Source organism: Vibrio pectenicida (assembly GCA_024347015.1).
In the GTDB taxonomy this organism is placed as follows: Bacteria; Pseudomonadota; Gammaproteobacteria; order Enterobacterales; family Vibrionaceae; genus Vibrio; species Vibrio pectenicida.
The window spans coordinates 676,422-695,279 of the sequence record AP024890.1; the positions used below are offsets into that span (position 1 = coordinate 676,422).

General features: G+C 41.0%; 9 protein-coding genes and 1 pseudogene. 6 read left to right on the forward strand and 4 right to left on the reverse strand.

What is annotated here, in order from left to right:
• Positions 1-16: 16 nt before the first annotated feature.
• Both lhgO and OCV27_RS18075 read left to right on the forward strand, forming a co-directional pair.
• Entirely contained in the window at positions 17-1,240 is a 1,224-nt protein-coding gene (gene lhgO / locus OCV27_RS18070; protein WP_125320512.1) for an L-2-hydroxyglutarate oxidase, read from the forward strand.
• Between the two features lie 79 nt (positions 1,241-1,319).
• Complete coding sequence (locus OCV27_RS18075) at positions 1,320-2,147, forward strand: DUF6279 family lipoprotein (protein ID WP_125320513.1); 828 nt, start codon at positions 1,320-1,322, stop codon at positions 2,145-2,147.
• A 57-nt stretch (positions 2,148-2,204) separates the two neighbouring features.
• Here the strand turns inward: OCV27_RS18075 and exaC are convergent, their stop codons facing one another.
• Positions 2,205-3,725, reverse strand: coding sequence for an acetaldehyde dehydrogenase ExaC (gene exaC, locus OCV27_RS18080; protein ID WP_125320514.1), 1,521 nt, complete (start codon positions 3,723-3,725; stop codon positions 2,205-2,207).
• A gap of 323 nt (positions 3,726-4,048) precedes the next feature.
• Between exaC and OCV27_RS18085 the strand changes: the two are divergent.
• Positions 4,049-4,960, forward strand: a pseudogene (locus OCV27_RS18085) (sigma-54-dependent Fis family transcriptional regulator); the annotation flags it as partial.
• Between the two features lie 49 nt (positions 4,961-5,009).
• Here OCV27_RS18085 and OCV27_RS18090 read toward each other — a convergent pair.
• A complete protein-coding gene (locus OCV27_RS18090) occupies positions 5,010-5,147 on the reverse strand; it encodes a hypothetical protein (RefSeq protein WP_185759750.1) in 138 nt (45 codons plus the stop codon).
• A gap of 480 nt (positions 5,148-5,627) precedes the next feature.
• On the opposite strand from OCV27_RS18090, the gene OCV27_RS18095 reads away from it, so the two are divergent.
• Entirely contained in the window at positions 5,628-5,978 is a 351-nt protein-coding gene (locus OCV27_RS18095) for a hypothetical protein (RefSeq protein WP_337969429.1), read from the forward strand.
• Between the two features lie 528 nt (positions 5,979-6,506).
• Complete coding sequence (locus tag OCV27_RS18100) at positions 6,507-6,860, forward strand: hypothetical protein (protein ID WP_125322203.1); 354 nt, start codon at positions 6,507-6,509, stop codon at positions 6,858-6,860.
• Between the two features lie 131 nt (positions 6,861-6,991).
• Here the strand turns inward: OCV27_RS18100 and OCV27_RS18105 are convergent, their stop codons facing one another.
• Positions 6,992-8,062: an immunoglobulin-like domain-containing protein gene (locus tag OCV27_RS18105; RefSeq protein ID WP_125322202.1), complete on the reverse strand. Its 1,071-nt coding sequence runs from the start codon at positions 8,060-8,062 to the stop codon at positions 6,992-6,994.
• Positions 8,063-8,317: 255 nt separating this feature from the next.
• Positions 8,318-9,289: a peptidoglycan DD-metalloendopeptidase family protein gene (locus OCV27_RS18110; RefSeq protein WP_125322201.1), complete on the reverse strand. Its 972-nt coding sequence runs from the start codon at positions 9,287-9,289 to the stop codon at positions 8,318-8,320.
• Between the two features lie 272 nt (positions 9,290-9,561).
• Between OCV27_RS18110 and OCV27_RS18115 the strand changes: the two genes are divergently transcribed.
• A complete protein-coding gene (locus tag OCV27_RS18115; RefSeq protein ID WP_337969430.1) occupies positions 9,562-18,738 on the forward strand; it encodes a hypothetical protein in 9,177 nt (3,058 codons plus the stop codon).
• The last annotated feature ends 120 nt before the right edge of the window (positions 18,739-18,858 follow it).

The following is an 18,858-nucleotide window of genomic DNA, read 5'->3' on the forward strand; positions in this document are numbered from 1 at the left end:
ACAGTGGTAGTAGGAAATGGACATCATGCATGACTATATTATCATTGGTGGTGGTATCATAGGTGCTTCAACGGCATGGCAGCTTAAGAAAAAATATCCGAGCAAAAGAATTTTGCTGTTAGAAAAAGAACCAGATTTTGCTCAACACCAAACTGGGCATAACAGCGGCGTTATCCATGCAGGGGTGTATTATCCACCGAATAGTCTCAAAGCTAAGTTTTGTAAGCAAGGAGCGATAGAGACAATAGCTTTTTGTGGCCACCATAATATCCAAGTCAAGAATTGCGGTAAGTTGATTGTCGCTACATCAAGTATTGAACTTGAAAGGATGCAGGCACTGTTTGAGCGCTGTAAGCAGAATGAGATTGATGTTGAGCAGCTAAATCAATATCAGCTTAAACATGCAGAACCCAACGTCACAGGACTCGGAGCCCTGCATATAAAGCAGTCAAGTATTGTTGATTACAAAGCAGTCACTCGCGCCATGATAAAAGAGTTTACCGATCTTGGTGGCGAAGTGAGTTTATCAACAGAAGTGATGGCTGGGCATGAATTTGAGTCTGAGATTCAACTGACTAGTATAAGAGCTGGCCAGACAATGCAGCTAAATACCCGATATTTAATTACATGCGGTGGCCTAATGGCTGATCGGTTAACGTCGATGCTGGGGATTGAAACGCACTTTCAAATTGTTCCTTATCGAGGTGAATATTATCAACTTGACTCAAAGCATAACAAGATAGTAAATCACCTCATATATCCAGTTCCTGATCCTGATTTACCCTTCTTAGGGGTACATTTGACTAAAATGGTTGATGGGAGTGTAACCGTAGGCCCCAATGCAGTTCAAGGTTGGAAACGTGAGGGGTATTCTAAGCTTAATTTCAGCGTTCGGGATACACTGCAAATGCTTAAATTCAAAGGATTTTGGCGTGTAACGCGTATGCATTGTAAAACTGGCTTGATCGAGTTGTTCAATTCTTGGTGGAAACCGGCTTATCTTAAACAAGTTCAAAAATACTGCCCTAACTTGGTTCTCAAAGACTTAAAACCTTATCCAGCGGGAATTCGGGCCCAAGCAGTATTAGAGGATGGGACATTAGTTCACGATTTTTTATTTGCAGAAAGTACTCGCAGCTTACATGTTTGCAATGCCCCCAGCCCAGCAGCGACAGCAGCTATACCAATTGGTGCGTACATATGTGAAAAAGTTGCCGAAAAATTTGCGCCTGGCACCTAATTTGCTCGTATTTGCATGAGTAAGGTTATGCGGCAATTTGGCAGCTATGATAGCGTTGGTGTAGGGCGAGGGACTGGTGATGAGAAAATGGGGATTACTGTTGCTGAGCTTGTTTTTGACAGGTTGCGGTACAAAGTTTGTTTATAACAATATCGATTGGCTATTGATTGAATATCTTGATGACTTCGTTGAGCTGACGGACGAGCAAGAAACTTTGTTAGGTGATAAGCTTGAAAGCTTCACCAAGTGGCATAAGCAGCAAGAGTTACCTCATTATATTCAACATTTAAATGACTTGATTGTTCTTGATCCCCAAACTCTGACTATAGCTAATGTGCAGCAGCAGGAAAAGAAACTTCAGGCACATACACAAAGGCTACTGCGTCATATTGCGCCCGACGTTTATATATTGGCTAAGCAGCTTTCAGATCAGCAAGTTGAAGAGCTGATGGATAGCATTCGTGTCCGTCATACCCGCTATAAAAAGAAATACCAGAAGTTATCTGAGCAAGAGATTAGAGATAACTACCGAAAAAAGATGACCAATAACATTGAAGACTGGCTGGGACCACTAAGTTCAGATCAGCAACTATGGATCGCTGACTGGGTCTCACAGCTTGATATTACTTCCTATGATTGGATTGAACACCAAACTAAAATGAGAGTTGAGATAAATACATTGCTCAACCGTCGTTTAGATGATGACTATTTTACCCCCCATTTTGAACAATTGATGTTTAATCCGACCAGTTTTTACACCGAGAAATTGCAGCAAAAGATTGAGCATAATAGATCGACAGCTCATTACTATTTGGTGAAAATTGTCAATTCTGTATCACAGAAACAAACACTTCATTATCGCCAAGAGTTAGAGGATTGGCGAGATATTGCAGTTGAAATTCAGTAGTTTAAAATTGGTGAAAAAAGCGCCATCAGGCGCTTAGATAGCTAAGAAAAATAAAATCTAGAAGAAACCCATTGGATTGACATCATAGCTGACTAATAGATTTTTAGTATTTTGATAATGATCGAGCATCATCTTGTGAGTTTCTCGGCCAATACCTGACTTTTTATACCCACCAAATGCCGCGTGCGCAGGGTATGCATGGTAGCAGTTAATCCAGATGCGACCTGCTTCAATCTTTCTTCCCATACGGTAGGCAAGGTTGGTATCACGAGTCCAAACACCCGCACCAAGCCCATACTCTGTATCGTTAGCAATAGCTAGGGCATCTTGCTCATCTTTGAATTTGGTGATGGCGATAACTGGACCAAAAATCTCTTCTTGGAACACGCGCATTTTGTTGTGTCCCTCCAATAGAGTAGGTTGAATGTAATAGCCTGATTCAATCTCTCCTGCTTGTTGAGCGATTTCACCTCCAAACACAACTTTTGCCCCTTCTTGGCGGCCTATTTCCAAATAACTTAAAATCTTATCAAATTGCTCTTGAGAAGCTTGGGCACCGACTTGAGTATTTGTATCAAGAGGGTTTCCTTGTAGAATATGTTTTGCACGTTCCGCTACTCTTTCGACGAAACGATCATAAATCGACTCATGGACTAAGACTCTTGAAGGACAAGTACACACTTCTCCCTGATTGAAAAAAGCCAATAGTGTGCCTTCCACACATTTTTCTAAATATTCGTCTTCGTGATCAAAAATATCAGCGAAGTAGATATTAGGTGACTTGCCACCAAGCTCAACCGTTGAGGGAATGAGGTTGTCTGCTGCACATTTTAGGATATGTTGACCGACATCGGTCGAACCAGTAAAGGCAAGCTTTGCAATACGCTGACTTGTTGCCAGCGCTTGACCCGCTTCTTTACCATAACCATTGACTATATTGATTACCCCAGGCGGGAGAAGTTCGCCGATGGTCTCCATCAATATTAGAATCGACGTTGGCGTTTGTTCTGCAGGTTTAAGAACAACGCAGCAGCCAGCAGCAAGAGCCGGTGCTAATTTCCATGCTGCCATTAACATTGGAAAATTCCATGGGATAATTTGTCCTACTATTCCAACGGGCTCTGGGAAGTGATAGCTTGCTGTATTGACGTCAAGCTCGGCTGCGCTGCCTTCTTGAGCGCGAATACATCCAGCAAAGTAACGGAAATGGTCAACGACCAAAGGAAGGTCAGCGACTAGCGTTTCGCGAATTGGTTTGCCATTTTCCCATGTTTCAGCAATGGCGAGAACTTCAAGGTTTTCCTCAATTCTATCGGCAATCTTAAGCAGCAAGTTGGCACGTTCGCTAACACTGGTCGTTGCCCAAGATATTTTGGCTTTATGTGCAGCATCGAGTGCAAGTTCAACATCAGCCTCGTTTGAGCGAGCTACTTTACAGTATGCTTGTCCGTTTACAGGGGAGATATTTTCAAAGTATTCGCCAGATTGAGGTTTAACCCATTCTCCGCCTATGTAGTTGTTATAGTGGGTTTTAAATTCAATAAGCGAATCTGGGCTGCCGGGTTGTGCGTAAATCATAAAATGTCCTTATTTTTATTCAATTTTTTGTGCAAGTGATGTTTGAACTCATTATTTGCGACGCAACTTAACGCAAATCACAGGCCAAATGTTGCAAGCTTGTTGTAAAAGTCGAGTAAAGCTAGAGTACCCGTGCTTTCAGAAACGGAGATAAAGAGACACCAGAGAAGTAAAAGGGATGATCTCATTGTTAACTGTATTATTTTGGTACGGTTAGTATGTTCAACTATGGAACAGATATGGAGCAACACATTTTGCAGATGGATTCTTGGCTAGCCTCATCACCTGCCAAAGCGAAACATATTCTCAAGCCTTTACTCGGTCTTCACTATGGGGACCCAGAAGTTGATCAGGCATGGCAGGATGCGAGAAAGGTAGTTGGCTCAGGTATTCATTTACTTATCCTAGGAGAAACGGGTGTGGGAAAAGGCGAGTTTGTAAAAGCTCTCCATAACTACAGCCGTCTTTCTCATAAGCCTTTAGTGATGGTCAATTGTGCGGCTTTACCCAATGATCTTATTGAATCTGAGCTATTTGGCTATGCGCCAGGTTCATTTACAGGGGCAAATCCCAAAGGCTACAGTGGCCGAATTAGACAAGCTGACAAAGGAATTTTGTTTCTTGATGAAATTGGAGACATGTCACTGCAGGCCCAATGCCGTTTGTTATCGCTCTTACAAGATAAGATTGTCATGCCATTGGGTTCTACACGTTCTTATAATGTTGATATAGAAGTGATTTCGGCTACGCATCAGAACTTACAGCAATTGATCGCTGAAGGTCGTTTTCGCCAAGACTTATATTATCGCCTCAATGGTTTGACTGTAAGACTTCCCACGCTTAAGCAGCGTAAAGATAAGGCCCAGCTAATTGAAAGTATCCATGCCCAGTATCGCAAGCAGGCACAGAAGATCTCAAAGCCTGTGATGGAGAGGCTTATGGCTTATCTGTGGCCGGGAAATATACGTGAACTCGATAATTTTATAAAAGTTGCCGCATTAATGGCTGATGACAGTGCTGAAATTGAATTTAAACATTTACCCCAACAGTGGCAGCAATCATTGCAAAGTGTTTCTCTTGTTAGAGAATCTCCAAGCACAGATCTAAACACAACCCTAAATGAAACTGTACTTGATGTGTATAAGTCAAACCAAGGTAACATCAGTAAAGTGGCACGAGAATTAGGAGTGAGTCGCAATACGGTTTATCGCAAGCTCAGAGCTCTGGGCTATTAATTTAAAGCTGATAAAGACGGTATTTTAGGCCTAAGACAATAATTAGTGTTTAAAAGCCACCTTGTTTCTGAGCTTCCTTAACCAAAGCTTTGCGCTCCTGTTCTTTGGGAGAGTCCGAACCTTGATTGCTTGATTTTTGGGGGCGTTTTGAGTTGGTGACTAATGCAAAATATTGGTTTGTTATCATAGTAAAGGCCTCGAATGATTACTAACAGCTCTTAAGCTGACCTGAGCTTACAGCAACAGGAAAAACAAAAATTACAGTACAACTTTTTATTAAGCATAGTTGAATACATGCCAATTGTTGATATTTGAGTTATTAGATGAGCTAGGGTTTATTAAATTTGTATTGGTCGAATATAATTAAATTAAAATCGTTAATTTTAAAAGTAATTGCTATTGTATTGTGTTATTTATTATTGAAATTTTGACATTGGTTCACCTCTACCTGAATTATTTTAATGAATCAAAATTAATAATATATTGTTATAATGTAAGTTATTGTTTTTAAATAATTAATCTGATTGTTGTTATATTTATATTTTGTGTTGATTATTTTTGGAGTAAATGTCACCGCTTAAAATATTCACTATTGTAATCGATTACTTAATTAAATACTTTGAACCTTCTTGATGGCTTTTTAAACAACATAACTATAGGTAATAAAATGAATAAATTAATTTTATCGACGTTAGCTCTTACATTATTTGCTTCAAACAATGCTCTTGCAGAAGATAGATATAGCCCAAATGAACTTCTCTACAGTGGAGTTAGTATTAGTGCTGACGGTGTACTGACATCTAAAGCTAGCTTTGCCTGTTCCGCGCCAACGGAAGTTGAGTTTACTATGAGCGCTGATAATAGTGTTCAATTAGAGATTAAAGATAGTCTTATTGACTGCCGCATGATCCCGTGGGTTCAAGACTTTAGCATTGATCTTAAACCACTACTTCAACAGTATGGCTATTATCAAAGCGAGCTAAGCGTTGCAAATAAAATTACCTTTGAACAAGAATAGTGGTCTATTTTTGAGCTATTATCTCCCATCTTAATGAGAAATAATTAATCAAAGAAGCGATGATTTTATTCCCCGTAAAATCTCGCTTCTTTTATTTAGGTTGTCAGGCTAGTGTAGCGTCAAACCGTGATTAGTAGAGTGCCCGGTCGCCATCAGTAGGCACATTGCCTGTGACCACCACTGAGCACGATAGGTCCTTCCATAATAAGTCAAAAATTACTATAAATACATTATAAAACTAATTATTAAAATTATTTATTATTCTGTGGTTATATTTTTTATTGAAAGCTTAGATATTGTTTTATTATAAATGTACACATTAAAATAAACCACGATTTTTATTATATTGAATTTATAAGATTTTTAAATGATTAACATATTTAATGTCATATCCATTTTTAGTGATGTTTATTTTTGGAGGAAATATCAACTCCTTAATTATTTACGGTTGTAATCGATTGCCTAGTAAAATAGTTTGAATGTGCCTGATGGCTTTTTAAACAACATAATTATAGGTAGTAAAATAAAATGAAAAAAATAATTTTATCAACGTTAGCTCTGACTTTATTTGCGTCTAATAGCGCACTGGCAGAGGGTAGATACAGCCCAAATGAGCTTCTCTATGGTGGTTTTAGTATTAGTAGTGACGGGATACTAACTTCTCAAGCCAACTTTGCTTGTGCGTCTCCAATGGAAGTAGAGCTAGAGACGAGCTTAGATAATAGCGTTAAAGTTGCTATTAAAGATAGGCTCATTGACTGTTTGATGATCCCTTGGGTTCAGGAATTTAGTATTGATCTTAAACCTCACCTTCAACAATACGGTTACCATCAAAGTGAAGTCACTATAGTGAACAAGATGTCGTTTGAGTTGCCAGAGTAATTTAATCCTCGGCTCTGAGGCTGTTTTCTAACTTATATAAAGTAATCTTCAAAAGAAGCGATGATTTTATTCCCCGTAAAATCTCGCTTCTTTTATTTAGGTTGTCAGGCTAGTGTAGCGTCAAACCCTAATTAGTTTAGTGTCCAAGGATCGCCATCAGTAGGCACATTGCCTTGTGACCACCATTTAGCACGATAAGTTTGCCCATGATAAGTTACAAGATCATCGGTAGTGTAGGTCTGCGTTGAACTCCATTCGTGAATTTGTCCGTCATCTTCACCTTGCCATACAGCGTTAGTGCCCGGTTCATCACCTTGTGTCCACCATTGGGCTGTGTAATTTACGCCATTGTATAACACTTGATCCCCAGTATTATAAATCGCTTCTGGATCCCAAGTTCCACTTCCTGTTTCTTCATCAGTGACAGTGATGATGCGCTCATTGGTTGTCGTTTCTCCTGCCGCATCGGTGACCTGGTAAGTGAGGGTGTATTGCCCAACAATCTCAGTGTTAACCTGTCCTGATACCTGAATGGCAGAATTACTGATGTCGCCATCTTCTGCATCTGTCGCACTCACGCCTTCCATTGGGTCAAAGTCTGAGTTGACCAAGATGGTTTCATTGTTTACGCCGTTTATCACTGGAGCAGTATCGTATACCGTAACTTGTCTGATTTCTTCCGTGGTGTTGCTATCGGAATCAGTCACCGAGTAAGTGAGAGGATACGCACCGACTCTGTTAGTATTCACCTCGCCACTGACGACAATATCTCCGGTTAAATCACCATCTTCTGCATCTGTTGCGCTCACGCCTGCCATTTTGTCGTAGCTACTACCAAATGGAGTACGATCATCACCAATACCACTAATAGAAGGTTTTCCATCCGTTGGAGGAGGGGTTTGACCATGAACATAAGGACCATAGTCTTTCACAAATTGCTCATTATAAGCTTGCTGACCGCTATTGGTTCCCATATCCCAGTTGATTGACCAAGTCATAATGCCGCGCAATGCTTGCCCTTGCTCTCTTAAACTGTCTAAGGACTTGTATATATCATTAGGGTTACTAACGAAGCCACTTCCTGCCGCATCTGGATTGGCTGGAATGCCAAATACCAGCTTTTCATGTGGGATCTTGGTATAGCCACGAGTGCCATTGATTATACTATCGGCAATGTAGTAGATGATGCGCTTATTTTTCAAAGATAATTAAGTGCTCAGGTCGACGCTACATAATCTTGAGTGGAGAGTAAAATTGGATGACAGAATACTTGGTACCGCTCCAATTAATTTGATACAAATTGCAAGCCATATGCTTAAATATATAATTTAATTCAATTTAAATGCTTTAAGTTAGTGATTTGTTGAATATTTATTGTTTTTCGTCTCTATAAAGAGGCAAGAATGTGCAAAGAGTTCAGTCTTGCCACTAAGATATGAATTTATGAGATGGGGCGGTTATTCAGCGATCTGGCGTGCCAGCCGTTTTAATGCTGTTTTTGCATCAGCAGTTTGAGCAGATATCTGTTCTACGGCTACTTTTTCTGCGAAGGTCCTTTTTTTCTCAAAATCTATCGGCCGACCATCTTTCCATAGCTCAAAATGAAGATGTGCACCAGTAGTACGGCCTGTATTACCGCTGGCACCGACTTTTTGCCCTTGGATCACATTATCACCTCGATTAACAAAACGTTTTGATAAATGCAAATAGCGAGTTTTCAAACCATCAGGGTGGAGAATCACGATATAGTTTCCGGCTAATGGATGATAATGCGAAGCAACCACTCGGCCAGAGGAAATGCTGACCACAGGTGTGCCAACAGGGACGGCATAGTCAGTGCCCATATGGGGCGTTACTTTATGAGTAATAGGGTGCATTCTGGAAAGGTTGAATTGAGAGCTTACCCTAAACTGCCGTGAAACAGGAGAAAGAAGCAGTTTATCTTTATAAAAGTGCTCTCCGTCTGAGCTAAAAAGGACGCCTTTGTTATCACTGTAAACATAAAACATATGCATTTTATCGTGATACAAAAACGCTTCAAGCTGATTTTTATCATCAATTTTAAAGACGAATTGACCTGAGCGAGAAACAGAGTGAATAAAATCAAACTTTCCTGCTGCCAAAGAAGTCAAATAACCTATGGTGTCGGGTGATGCACCGGAAGCGAGTGCAGAACCATAAAAAGAATACCCTACTGAACCATTAAAAACAGTTGGCTTTACTATGTTAATGGGAATAGAAATACCTTGCGTGATATTAGTTTGAATCGGCGGTACTAATTCTGTTTTCTTTTGTTCAACATGATCTGTTTTACTACTATTGAAAGGAATTAACTCAATCATGGCGCACAATACCAAAGGAATAATCGCCAAATGCCATAAAGATAAAAAGTCTTTATAGCTTTTTTGTTGAATAGACGTTGAATACATGGGGATGCTTTTTTATTTTTTTACAATGATAGAGCCTTAAATTCGAAAATCTAGATAAATTTTAGATAAATTATTAGCTATAATCTAGGTAAATAAGTTGCTTTTAATAGAGTGAAATACAATATGTCGCCATTGATGTTGCACTCATATACATAAAGGCTAAATAACTAGTTAAATTGTATTTTTTGCCAGTCAATATACCACGTTGAGAAAATTTAATTCCCAAATATAATCGGTGAAAATTTAATTCGTCACTGGTATCGGCTTAAACAATGAAATACTGCACTTATCTGGCTTTAATCGTATCTCTTATTCTTACTGCATGTGGTGGTGGTGGTGGTGGTGGGAAAGGAGATTCATCTCCTCCATCTAGAGCAACAGGCTCAATCTCAGGCACAGTGTTTGATGCCCCTGTCTCGGGCGCATTGGTTAAGGTATGGGAATATAAAAACGGCAAAGTAGGGCGGTTATTGGGTGAGGCCACAACAGCGTACGATGGGCAATACAGTGTTGCAGTCAAAACCGCGTCAATGCCGGTATTAATTGATGCTGAGGGAGGAAAATACACAGACCCCTTTAGCAAAAAAGAAATAAAACTGGTAAAAGGCAGCCCTTTAAAATTCCAAAGCCTTATCAACTATGCAGAAGGTGCCAACCAAACGGCGATGGTGACGCCTTTGACTTACGCTGCTACTGGTCTCGCAAAGTACAATATTCGCCAAGGAATGGATAGCCAGCAGGCGATTAACGCATCAAATGATAAAATAGCCAGTCTGTATGGATTTAATGCTCTAACGGTCCGGCCCAGTGACGTTATCAAGGCGACTCAAGGGGTAGATATCGAAGGTGGGTATAACGCTCAAAATCAATATGGTTTGCTGCTTGCGGCTTATTCCTCTTACGCACGAGACGTTCTGAATTCACAAGTAGCGGTCAAGCCAGGTTATGTAGACACAGACAATACCTATACATCAGCGTATTTAGCCAGAGTGCAATATGAAGATGTTTTAGCGAATGGTAAAATGGATGGCCAATTTATTGATAACGGTGGAGAGGTCAACAGCACATTTGGGCCTGCTAATGTTACCGCAGATACCTACAGTGAAATACTAGCCCAGCATATTATGATTGCTGCTAATGAACTGGATATCACAACCGATTTTTCAGTTTACAGTAAGCAGGTGCAAGGAAAAGATGATGGCATTTCTTTAGACAGTACTCCTCCCAACATTGATAGAGCAGAAACGAGAGTATTACTTGGCAAAGATTTAATTGAATTTAACCTTTCTGATAATATAGGAGTAAAAAATGCAAGTGCTCGCTTAGCCTATAAATTGGATGAGCAGTGGCAAGAGATTGACTGTAGTGAGTCAAACGATTTTTGTGAGTTAGACAAAAGTGAGTTCCATGCCAAAAAGCGCGCGACCAAAATAAAGGTCATTGTAGAGACCAAACAATTGGATGATATTGCACGCGACACATCAGAGTTTCAGCGCCCTCTTGTTAACCAAGCTAAGCTATATGTTACCGTTGAAGATACCAATACAACCGCTAATCAATCCACAGAAGAATTTACTTTTAAATGGGATAACGAAAAACCCATTGTCACTATCACATCCGCAGACACCATCAGTTCAAACACTGACTATCACTTAGAAGGAAGCGTTGAAGACGAGTTTGGTGAAATTTCACAAGTTAAGGTATTTATTAATCGGGCTGAGCAAGAATCACTGAACTGTACAAAAGATAAAAATAATGAGCAGGCAACAGGGCGGCACAAGTGTATATTCGCTTCCATATACGAAAATGGGATGTTTGGTAGTGGTAAAACAGAGATCAAGGTAACAGCAGCGGACAAACATGGATATATTGGTGAAGCAACGAAAAATATTCAAAAAGATGTTGAACAACCAATTTTAAGGATTGGATACCCAAGTGTTGATCTCGATTTCGTTATTGATCGAGAGGTTAAAACAGGCAACAAATATGATGCAGATACGTTTACTAACGACAATATAGATGGAGTTAACTACGCGATTAAAGCTGATAAATATTATGTTGAAAATGGCGTTGCCCTTATACCGGAACTAGATGAAAACCTTAAACTTAAAGACTTTACACCGGACTATTTGGTTATGAAAGAGGACCCTAACTCTTCTCTAAATCTACGCCAAATCCCCTATATTACGGCCACAGTGTGGGATGAAGGGGATCAAGGTTCAGGCCTCGCGTCAAAGCCGAAAGATATTACACTTTCAGTAACGCATTTTACTAAGCAAAGGGGTGGGAACTGGCAGAAGAAGCATGGAGAAGCATTAGAGACATCGATAGATGATAAAGGAAACTCTGCATTACCTTACGCAGTAGTTGATGGCGATCTAACCTATTACATACCATTTACCAAAGACGTAATGAAATCGACGAGTACTAACCGCGCGCACAAGCTTGTGATTAGTGCTAGAGATGAAGCTGGAAATACATCCGAACAGTCTTTCGAAGTATACTACAAGCTGTCCTATAACTTACCGAAAATTAAGGTGGTTACACCTTTTATTAATGCCAGTGTGAGCTTGCAAGTGTTTGATGGAGGTGACAATTTCGTGTCAACGGGGGATACTTGCGATACAGAACCAGATCTAAGCTCACCTGATGTGGCTTCTTGTGTTATCGAAGTCCAAGACCCTAGTGCATCTCAAATCTATCGTTTACAGGTACTCAGCGATGAAGCTAAGAACACACATTATTATGATTGGGGAACGTCAAATTCAGATAAGCCGAAAGTAGACCTTGGCACTGAGGCTTTTGCGGTTTATTTTAAAGGCGCAAGTGACAAAACTTTTTATATCACAGAGTTAGCCTCCTATCACTCGGGACTGTTTGATTATCAATGGAATAACAGCAATGATAAAAATGTGGCAACCGCAGAGGCTATTCTTAAGCACGTTAGTAAAGCATTAGCGGGCAGCGACTCCTTTTTTGGCTTTGATCCAACCATAACTCCTTATGAAACCAACCTAGAAGCGTCAAAGAGAGAAGAGACGGTTGGTAGTCTAAATAATAGTCAGCGCCATAGACTGTTGGTTGAATCATTCACCAATATGGCGACCATGGCCTCCAGTTCACAGGTGGTGAATTCTGTTGAATTTGCTAAAAGAATCTATGCTGATCTCAGCTCTGATGGTAAAGCTGATGGTAAGTTGTTAGATAGCGAAGGAAAGACTCAACCCGTTGTTTTGGAGAGTTATGAATTTACTACTAATACCTATACCAAAGATTTAGCGAACTTTTATTACTATGTGATGACAGGGGAGGACTCTTTTGGCTATTTCACATTCAAAGACCTTTCGCTCCCTAAAAGAAATCGACCTTATACTGTTGAGAAAAAAGCAGCACTTATTTATGCGGATAAAGTGGCCACAGCAAACCCCAAGTTTTTTAATAAAGAAGTGATTGCTCAGCAGGGTTTAAAAAGCATTGATAACAAACCTCCCCAAATCGTTATCGACAGTGGTGTTCATGAAATCACAGTTGCTGATAAAACCTATGTTACAGCCAATAAGATGGTATTTACAGTAACAGCAACGGACCCAGCAGAAATTGGAAAGGTTGAAATTAAAGTTTTCTACAAGCAAAACGAAGCGAGTGAAGAATTTATAAAGATTGACCCTCTTAATATTGTTAAAAATCCTACCCAGCAGGGCAAATATTCTTTTGAGCTTGATACAAGCTCAGGCCAGTACAGTGCTATCAAAATATTCAAAGTTGAAGTCGATGTAACGGATAACAAAGGTAATGCTGGGAAAGCAACGAAAGAGTACCACCTAGATAAAACCCCACCAATTGTAACACTAAAAAGGCCGAACGAGGATGGCGACGAAAACGTCTATTTAAGTGCAGCAGGAAGTCAATACCCAGAACTCACATTTGAAATTGATGATCAAGTAAGCGATGACAAAACACAGCGTCTTTTACAATTTGATCCATTGAACTCCGATGATATTGAGGAATTTACACCGCAAAAATTCAGTGAATCTGAAGAGTCAGAGTTCAAAGTGAAACTTTGTAGCTCAGATAACTGTGATAAGAAAACAATAGGCCTCGAAGATGGCGAATGGCAACTGAAGGTTAAAGCCGTAGACAAATTTGGTCAGGCTACTCAATTAGAAGACTTTAACCCACTTAAGATTCTTATCGATTCGACGCCGCCAGTTATAGGTGATCTGGATGACAGTTTCGTTCTTGCTGCCAATGCCAAATGGGAGCCACAAATTAAATGGCTAGGTGGTGCGCCTAGACAAGAAGTTAAAATTGAACTCCAGAAACCAAACGGCGTATTCAATGAGCTTATAGTATGTGAGCCAGGTGAACGTGACTGCATAGAATCTTATATCACGGTAGAAAAAGACACGGTTAAAGTCCAATTGGTAGCGGAAGATCTGAAAGATGGAGATGGGAAGACGCATAAATTTAGAGTCAAAGCGTCAGATTCAGCCTACCCGCCAAATACCAGTAAACCAAAGGTACTGAGCTTTATCCTTGATGGTTCCGGGCCAATCTTGAAGCTACTATCGCCTTGGATTAAAGATACAAAAACAGAAAGCTCCCTTGTAATAGGCAAGGACTTTAGTTTCAAATTTGCATCAGCTGAAGACCCATCGGGTGTGAAAATAGTTAATATCTATCAAAGAGTTAATGAACAATTGGTAAAGCTAAAAAGTTGGAGCAGTAATAATCCTGACTGGTGGAAAGGCGAATTTAAAATTGAATATTTGTTACCGGCTGATCCAAATATTGAAGTTAATGGTGAGAGCAAAGTAACGTTTGTTATAGAAGCTGTTGATAATAATGGATTTTCTACCCAATTAGAAGCAGGAACGGTGATCCTAGATACTATAGGGCCTACATTGCGTTTAGGTGGTCACCAGCCAAATGAGTATTATTCCTCGGGCTATAAATTTACCGTCAATGCCGAAGATTATGCCCAAAATGGTGTGATAACGTCTGCAGGTGTGGATAAAAATAGTCTTCAATATTGGTTCAATGACCAAGACAACAGTAGAACACAGGTAAAGGAAGAAGAGGGCAATTACTACATCACACTGCCTTCAGTACACGCTGATGGTGATATGAAGCTGTCTGTGTCTGGGAAAGATATTAGGGGCAATGAGCGTGTAAAACACTTTCCTCTTAAAATAAGCAATAGCGCTCCCCAGCTTTCAAATTTGAATATTCTCTACGCTAATGGCCAAAATGTTGAAGGAGCAGTAACCCGAACGGGTGACATAAAAATCACACTCGATGCCCAAGATAACAGTGGGATAGCGAATGTTGATTTATCAATTAAATACGACAACGAGGATGGAAGTAGTCAGAAATTCGAGTTCAATGTCGATGAGAAGTATTGGCAAACCACAGTTTCCCATGGCACCTTACAGCGAGACGGTAAATATAGTCTAAACATCAAAGCCTATAATAAGGTCCACGTGACATCGGACCAAAGTGCTAAGTTTAGTGAAATGGACCATACCTTACGTGTTCAAAGACAAGGCGTTGAGCTTTCGATTACTAAACCGACACCGTTTTTAAACCATGTTTCAGGAAAAACGCTCTCCGCTGAGTTTACTGTGCTAAATGATGTGCAAACCAAACAAATTCAGTGCTGGGTCCGAGAAAACTATACATCGGCTGAGGCCCCTCAAGGCCAAGATCGTGATATGTACACCTCTGGAACAATCAATGTGAATTCAGCTGAAGCTCCTCGCTGTAGCATCACGTCTAACGAAGATTTTAACCAAAACCCTGTACTCATTGTAGAAACACTAGGTCAAAACGATGCGACCAACGTGCAGTTGTTTAGCTTTAAACAATTGGATTCGCAGCCGCCATATCCGGATTTCACTCAACCGTATTCCGTTACAGCCGAGAATATTATTCGTGCATCGGGAGGTAAACCAAAGCAGTTCTCTATGGCGTTAGTATTTACAGACGATATGTCTGGTGTCAATATCAATAATGGGACATGGCCGATATTAGAAAAGGGGTTCAACACATTTGAGCCGACAGGATGTGAAAGTCGTCAAAATCGCCAGTTTAGATGCACCTATACATGGGATTACTCAAGTTTTACTGACTGGATACAACCTAAATTAACGTTCGATATTAACGGCTTGAGGGATAATGCGGGTAACATAGCAAAGCCTTACCCGCTCGAATTGGTTCTTCCCAGTAAAGCTCCTGAAGTTTCTATTAATATCGCTGATAACTCCAGTGAATTACCTCAATACACAATAGTTAAAGGTGGTGAGGCATATACGGTTATTTTGAAGACAATCTTGGATGAGAACTCAAGCATAGATGAAATCGAGGTTAAAGTTGGAGATAGAGTTTATTCATCGTCTAATGCAAACCATAACGACGCGTTTAACAATGTAGAATGCGATAATGCTACGTGTAAAGGATTTACGTTTAATGTGCCTAGAGAGATCGAGCAATTTAATCTAACAGTCACGGTGAAAGATGTCTTTGGCTTAAAAGTAGAAGGTTCAGTAGACAACCTGAGGGTCGATAACGACGAGCCAACAATAGGCAGTATACAAAGCATCGAAAGGCGTGGTGAGAATATCAGGTTTACATTCGATATTTCAGATCAAACCAGTGGACTAAGTGAAGTTACCTACAAGGTAAAGGGGATAGAAACACCCATCATCAAGCAAGAACAAGGTAAAGGAGAAGCACTTTATTTTGAATTGAAAGCCTCAGACCTAGGTCTTGAACCATTAACTGTAGATATAATAGCGAAGGATAAGGTTGGCAGAAGCAGTTTAAATTGGGGTAAAAAGATCAATCTCACTTTGCCTCAGATCAGCTTAACCTTATCACCAGAAACCAATTTTGTTGGAGAGAGACTTGCTGTGAAGGACGAAAAACTCTCCGTTACTCTTAACAGCGAAAATGAAGGCAGTTTAATTACAGCGAAAAGTTACAGCGTCATGGTTGCCGGAAGTGAACTGGAAGGTGAGTTTAGCGATACGAGCTGGCCGCTGGAGATTGGAATTAACTCTGACGGTCAAGGTGAGTCAAGCTTAATCATAAAGGTAACCGATTCACTGGGCCGTGAAATAACCGAGTTCACTTACTCAGATAAGGAATATGATGCAGGCGGTATTCCAGTGTTAGTTGATTTTGTAGACCCTGATATCAAGAACCTTTCTGCTCGTAAATCGAGCATGGTGAAAGAAGAGGGTAAGTATCCAGTCGAGGTCACGGCTGAGGTATCAGACCTCCACTTAAGCCAAGTGACAGTGGTGTTACTCAACTATGAAGGCACACAAGTATCGCAAGTCTCTCTTAAGCCGAGTGATGATGATGTTTACACGACGACATTGAATGTTGCAGCTGGCGATTATCAAGTCAAGGTAGTGGCATTAGATAGGGTAGGCAGAAAGAGTGAGAAAAAGACCGACATGACGGTGGAAGAGTCACCAACGCCGAGCGTAAGCATGTCTCTGTTGGATGCGCCATCGGATAATAAGATAGGTGGCGGTCAAAATGTCACGCTAGAGATGAAATTTAGTGAGGCGGTGAAAGAGTTTGACTCGGGCGATGTATTGATGCGTATTGGCGATGAAGAGTATGGGCCTGCCTCGTTGAAAGACTTTAAAGCAATAGATAAAGACGGTAAGCAGTGGCAAGCGAGTTACACCACGCCTTCAGATACAGACACCAAGGTGACGTTCAAGATAGAGAAGGACAGCTACCTGAGTGAAAACAATATTCCGGGCAAAGGTGCAGAGTTAACCTTGGACATTAAAGGGACAAAACCGCAAGTGAGTTCAGTGGAGCTACCGGACTCGGCCACAGTAGGAGAGCCTATTAACGTTAGCGTGACGTTCACTGAGGAGGTGACTAAGCCGTTGGGGTCAACCTTGGGTGATGCAGCAGTGACTTGGTCTGAGGGTGATGAGCTGCGTAAAGTATGGATAGGCCAAGTGACGGTGCCTAGTACAGACGCATCCACATTAAAACTGAATTTATCAATTAAGGGCTATCAAGATAAGTATGCCAACCTTGGCGTTGAAAATACGAATAACAGCGTGTCCCTCAATCACGTACTGTCCATCAATGAGATTGGCAATGTGGGCCAAAACAGTTCTAAGACCATAGTTATTGGTGGTAAATGGGCACACTTGCAGGGTCAATTAACACTGACGGTGTCGTCTAAAAAGTATGAAAATGTGCCGCTTTCCGGAAATGGCACTTGGGGTCAAGCGGTGTCGATTGAGGACCTACCCCAAGGGCGTATCAAGGTGACGGTGAGTGGTAATAATGCAGAAGGTCAAAAGGTGGAAGGAGAGAAACAAACCTTCACGTTTGACGCTGCTGCTCCGGTGATAAATGAGGAGTTCTTAGAGATATCTTACGACAATAACCATGCAACATTTGGTTTTGATATCCAAGATGCGGCGAGTGGTTTAAGTCAAGTGACCTATCAGTTCAATGATAAAGAGATTGTTAAAGACAGCGCAGATAAAACCCAGTTATCGCTAGCGGCCGAAGATTTGGCAGGAAAAGATGAGCTGAAGGTGACTATCAAGGCTGAAGATACGCTTGGTCAAACGTTCAGTGTTGAAAGGACCATCAACGTGGCTCAGCCAGAGGTGAATTTGTCTTTACAAGGGCCTGTGGATTTGATTGATGGCGCATTGCCATTGACTCAATTGCCTCAGTCAATGACGCTGACGGCGCCAAGTGCTGAAGGCAGTGTGGTGAATGCTGCGGGTTACAGTATGACTTTGGTTCCATCGGATGAGAGCGGTAATACCGTCACTTTATCTGAATTGAAGTTGCCAAGTGGATCGACTGACAGCACAGCCGAGTTTAACTTGGCAGCGAGCCAAATCCCGCAAGGAGAGTTCACATTACGCTTTGTAGTAACAGATTCTCTAGGTCGTGAGATAGAGCAGTTCACCTACTCAGATGAGACATACGGTGCAAGAGGTATTCCTGTGTTAGTTGATTTTGTAGACCCTGAAGTCTCTAATGTCGATTGGCAGACTTCTCAAGCATCAGCGGGCGAGGCGGTTGAGTTTACCGTTACCTTCAGTGAGCCGGTGAATCAGCCGGCGGGGTCAACCTTGGGTGATGAAGCGGTGAATTGGTCTGGGAGTGATGAGCTGAGTCAAGAATGGATAGGCCAAGTGACGTTGCCATCGGAGTTAGCGACGAATCTTGAATCATTGACCTTGTTAGTGAAGGGGCACGCAGACCGTGCGGGCAATCCGGGTGGTGAGAATCGTGATTACTCATTGCCTTTAACGCCACCCGTTGAGATCCCAGATAACTCAGGTACAGAAGATAGTTTAGAGACGCCGCGAGAAGACAGCGAACTTTCTGAACTTGATCCTGGCTCACCAGAGAGTGAAATAGAAGAGACACGCTTAGCCGCTTAATCTCTAAGATTTGAGAATATGCATTAAAATAGTGACATTAACTCAATTATTTGAACTAAAACGCCAATTTTTATTGGCGTTTTTTTTATTTTTGAGACGAATGATGAACGAAATGAATAT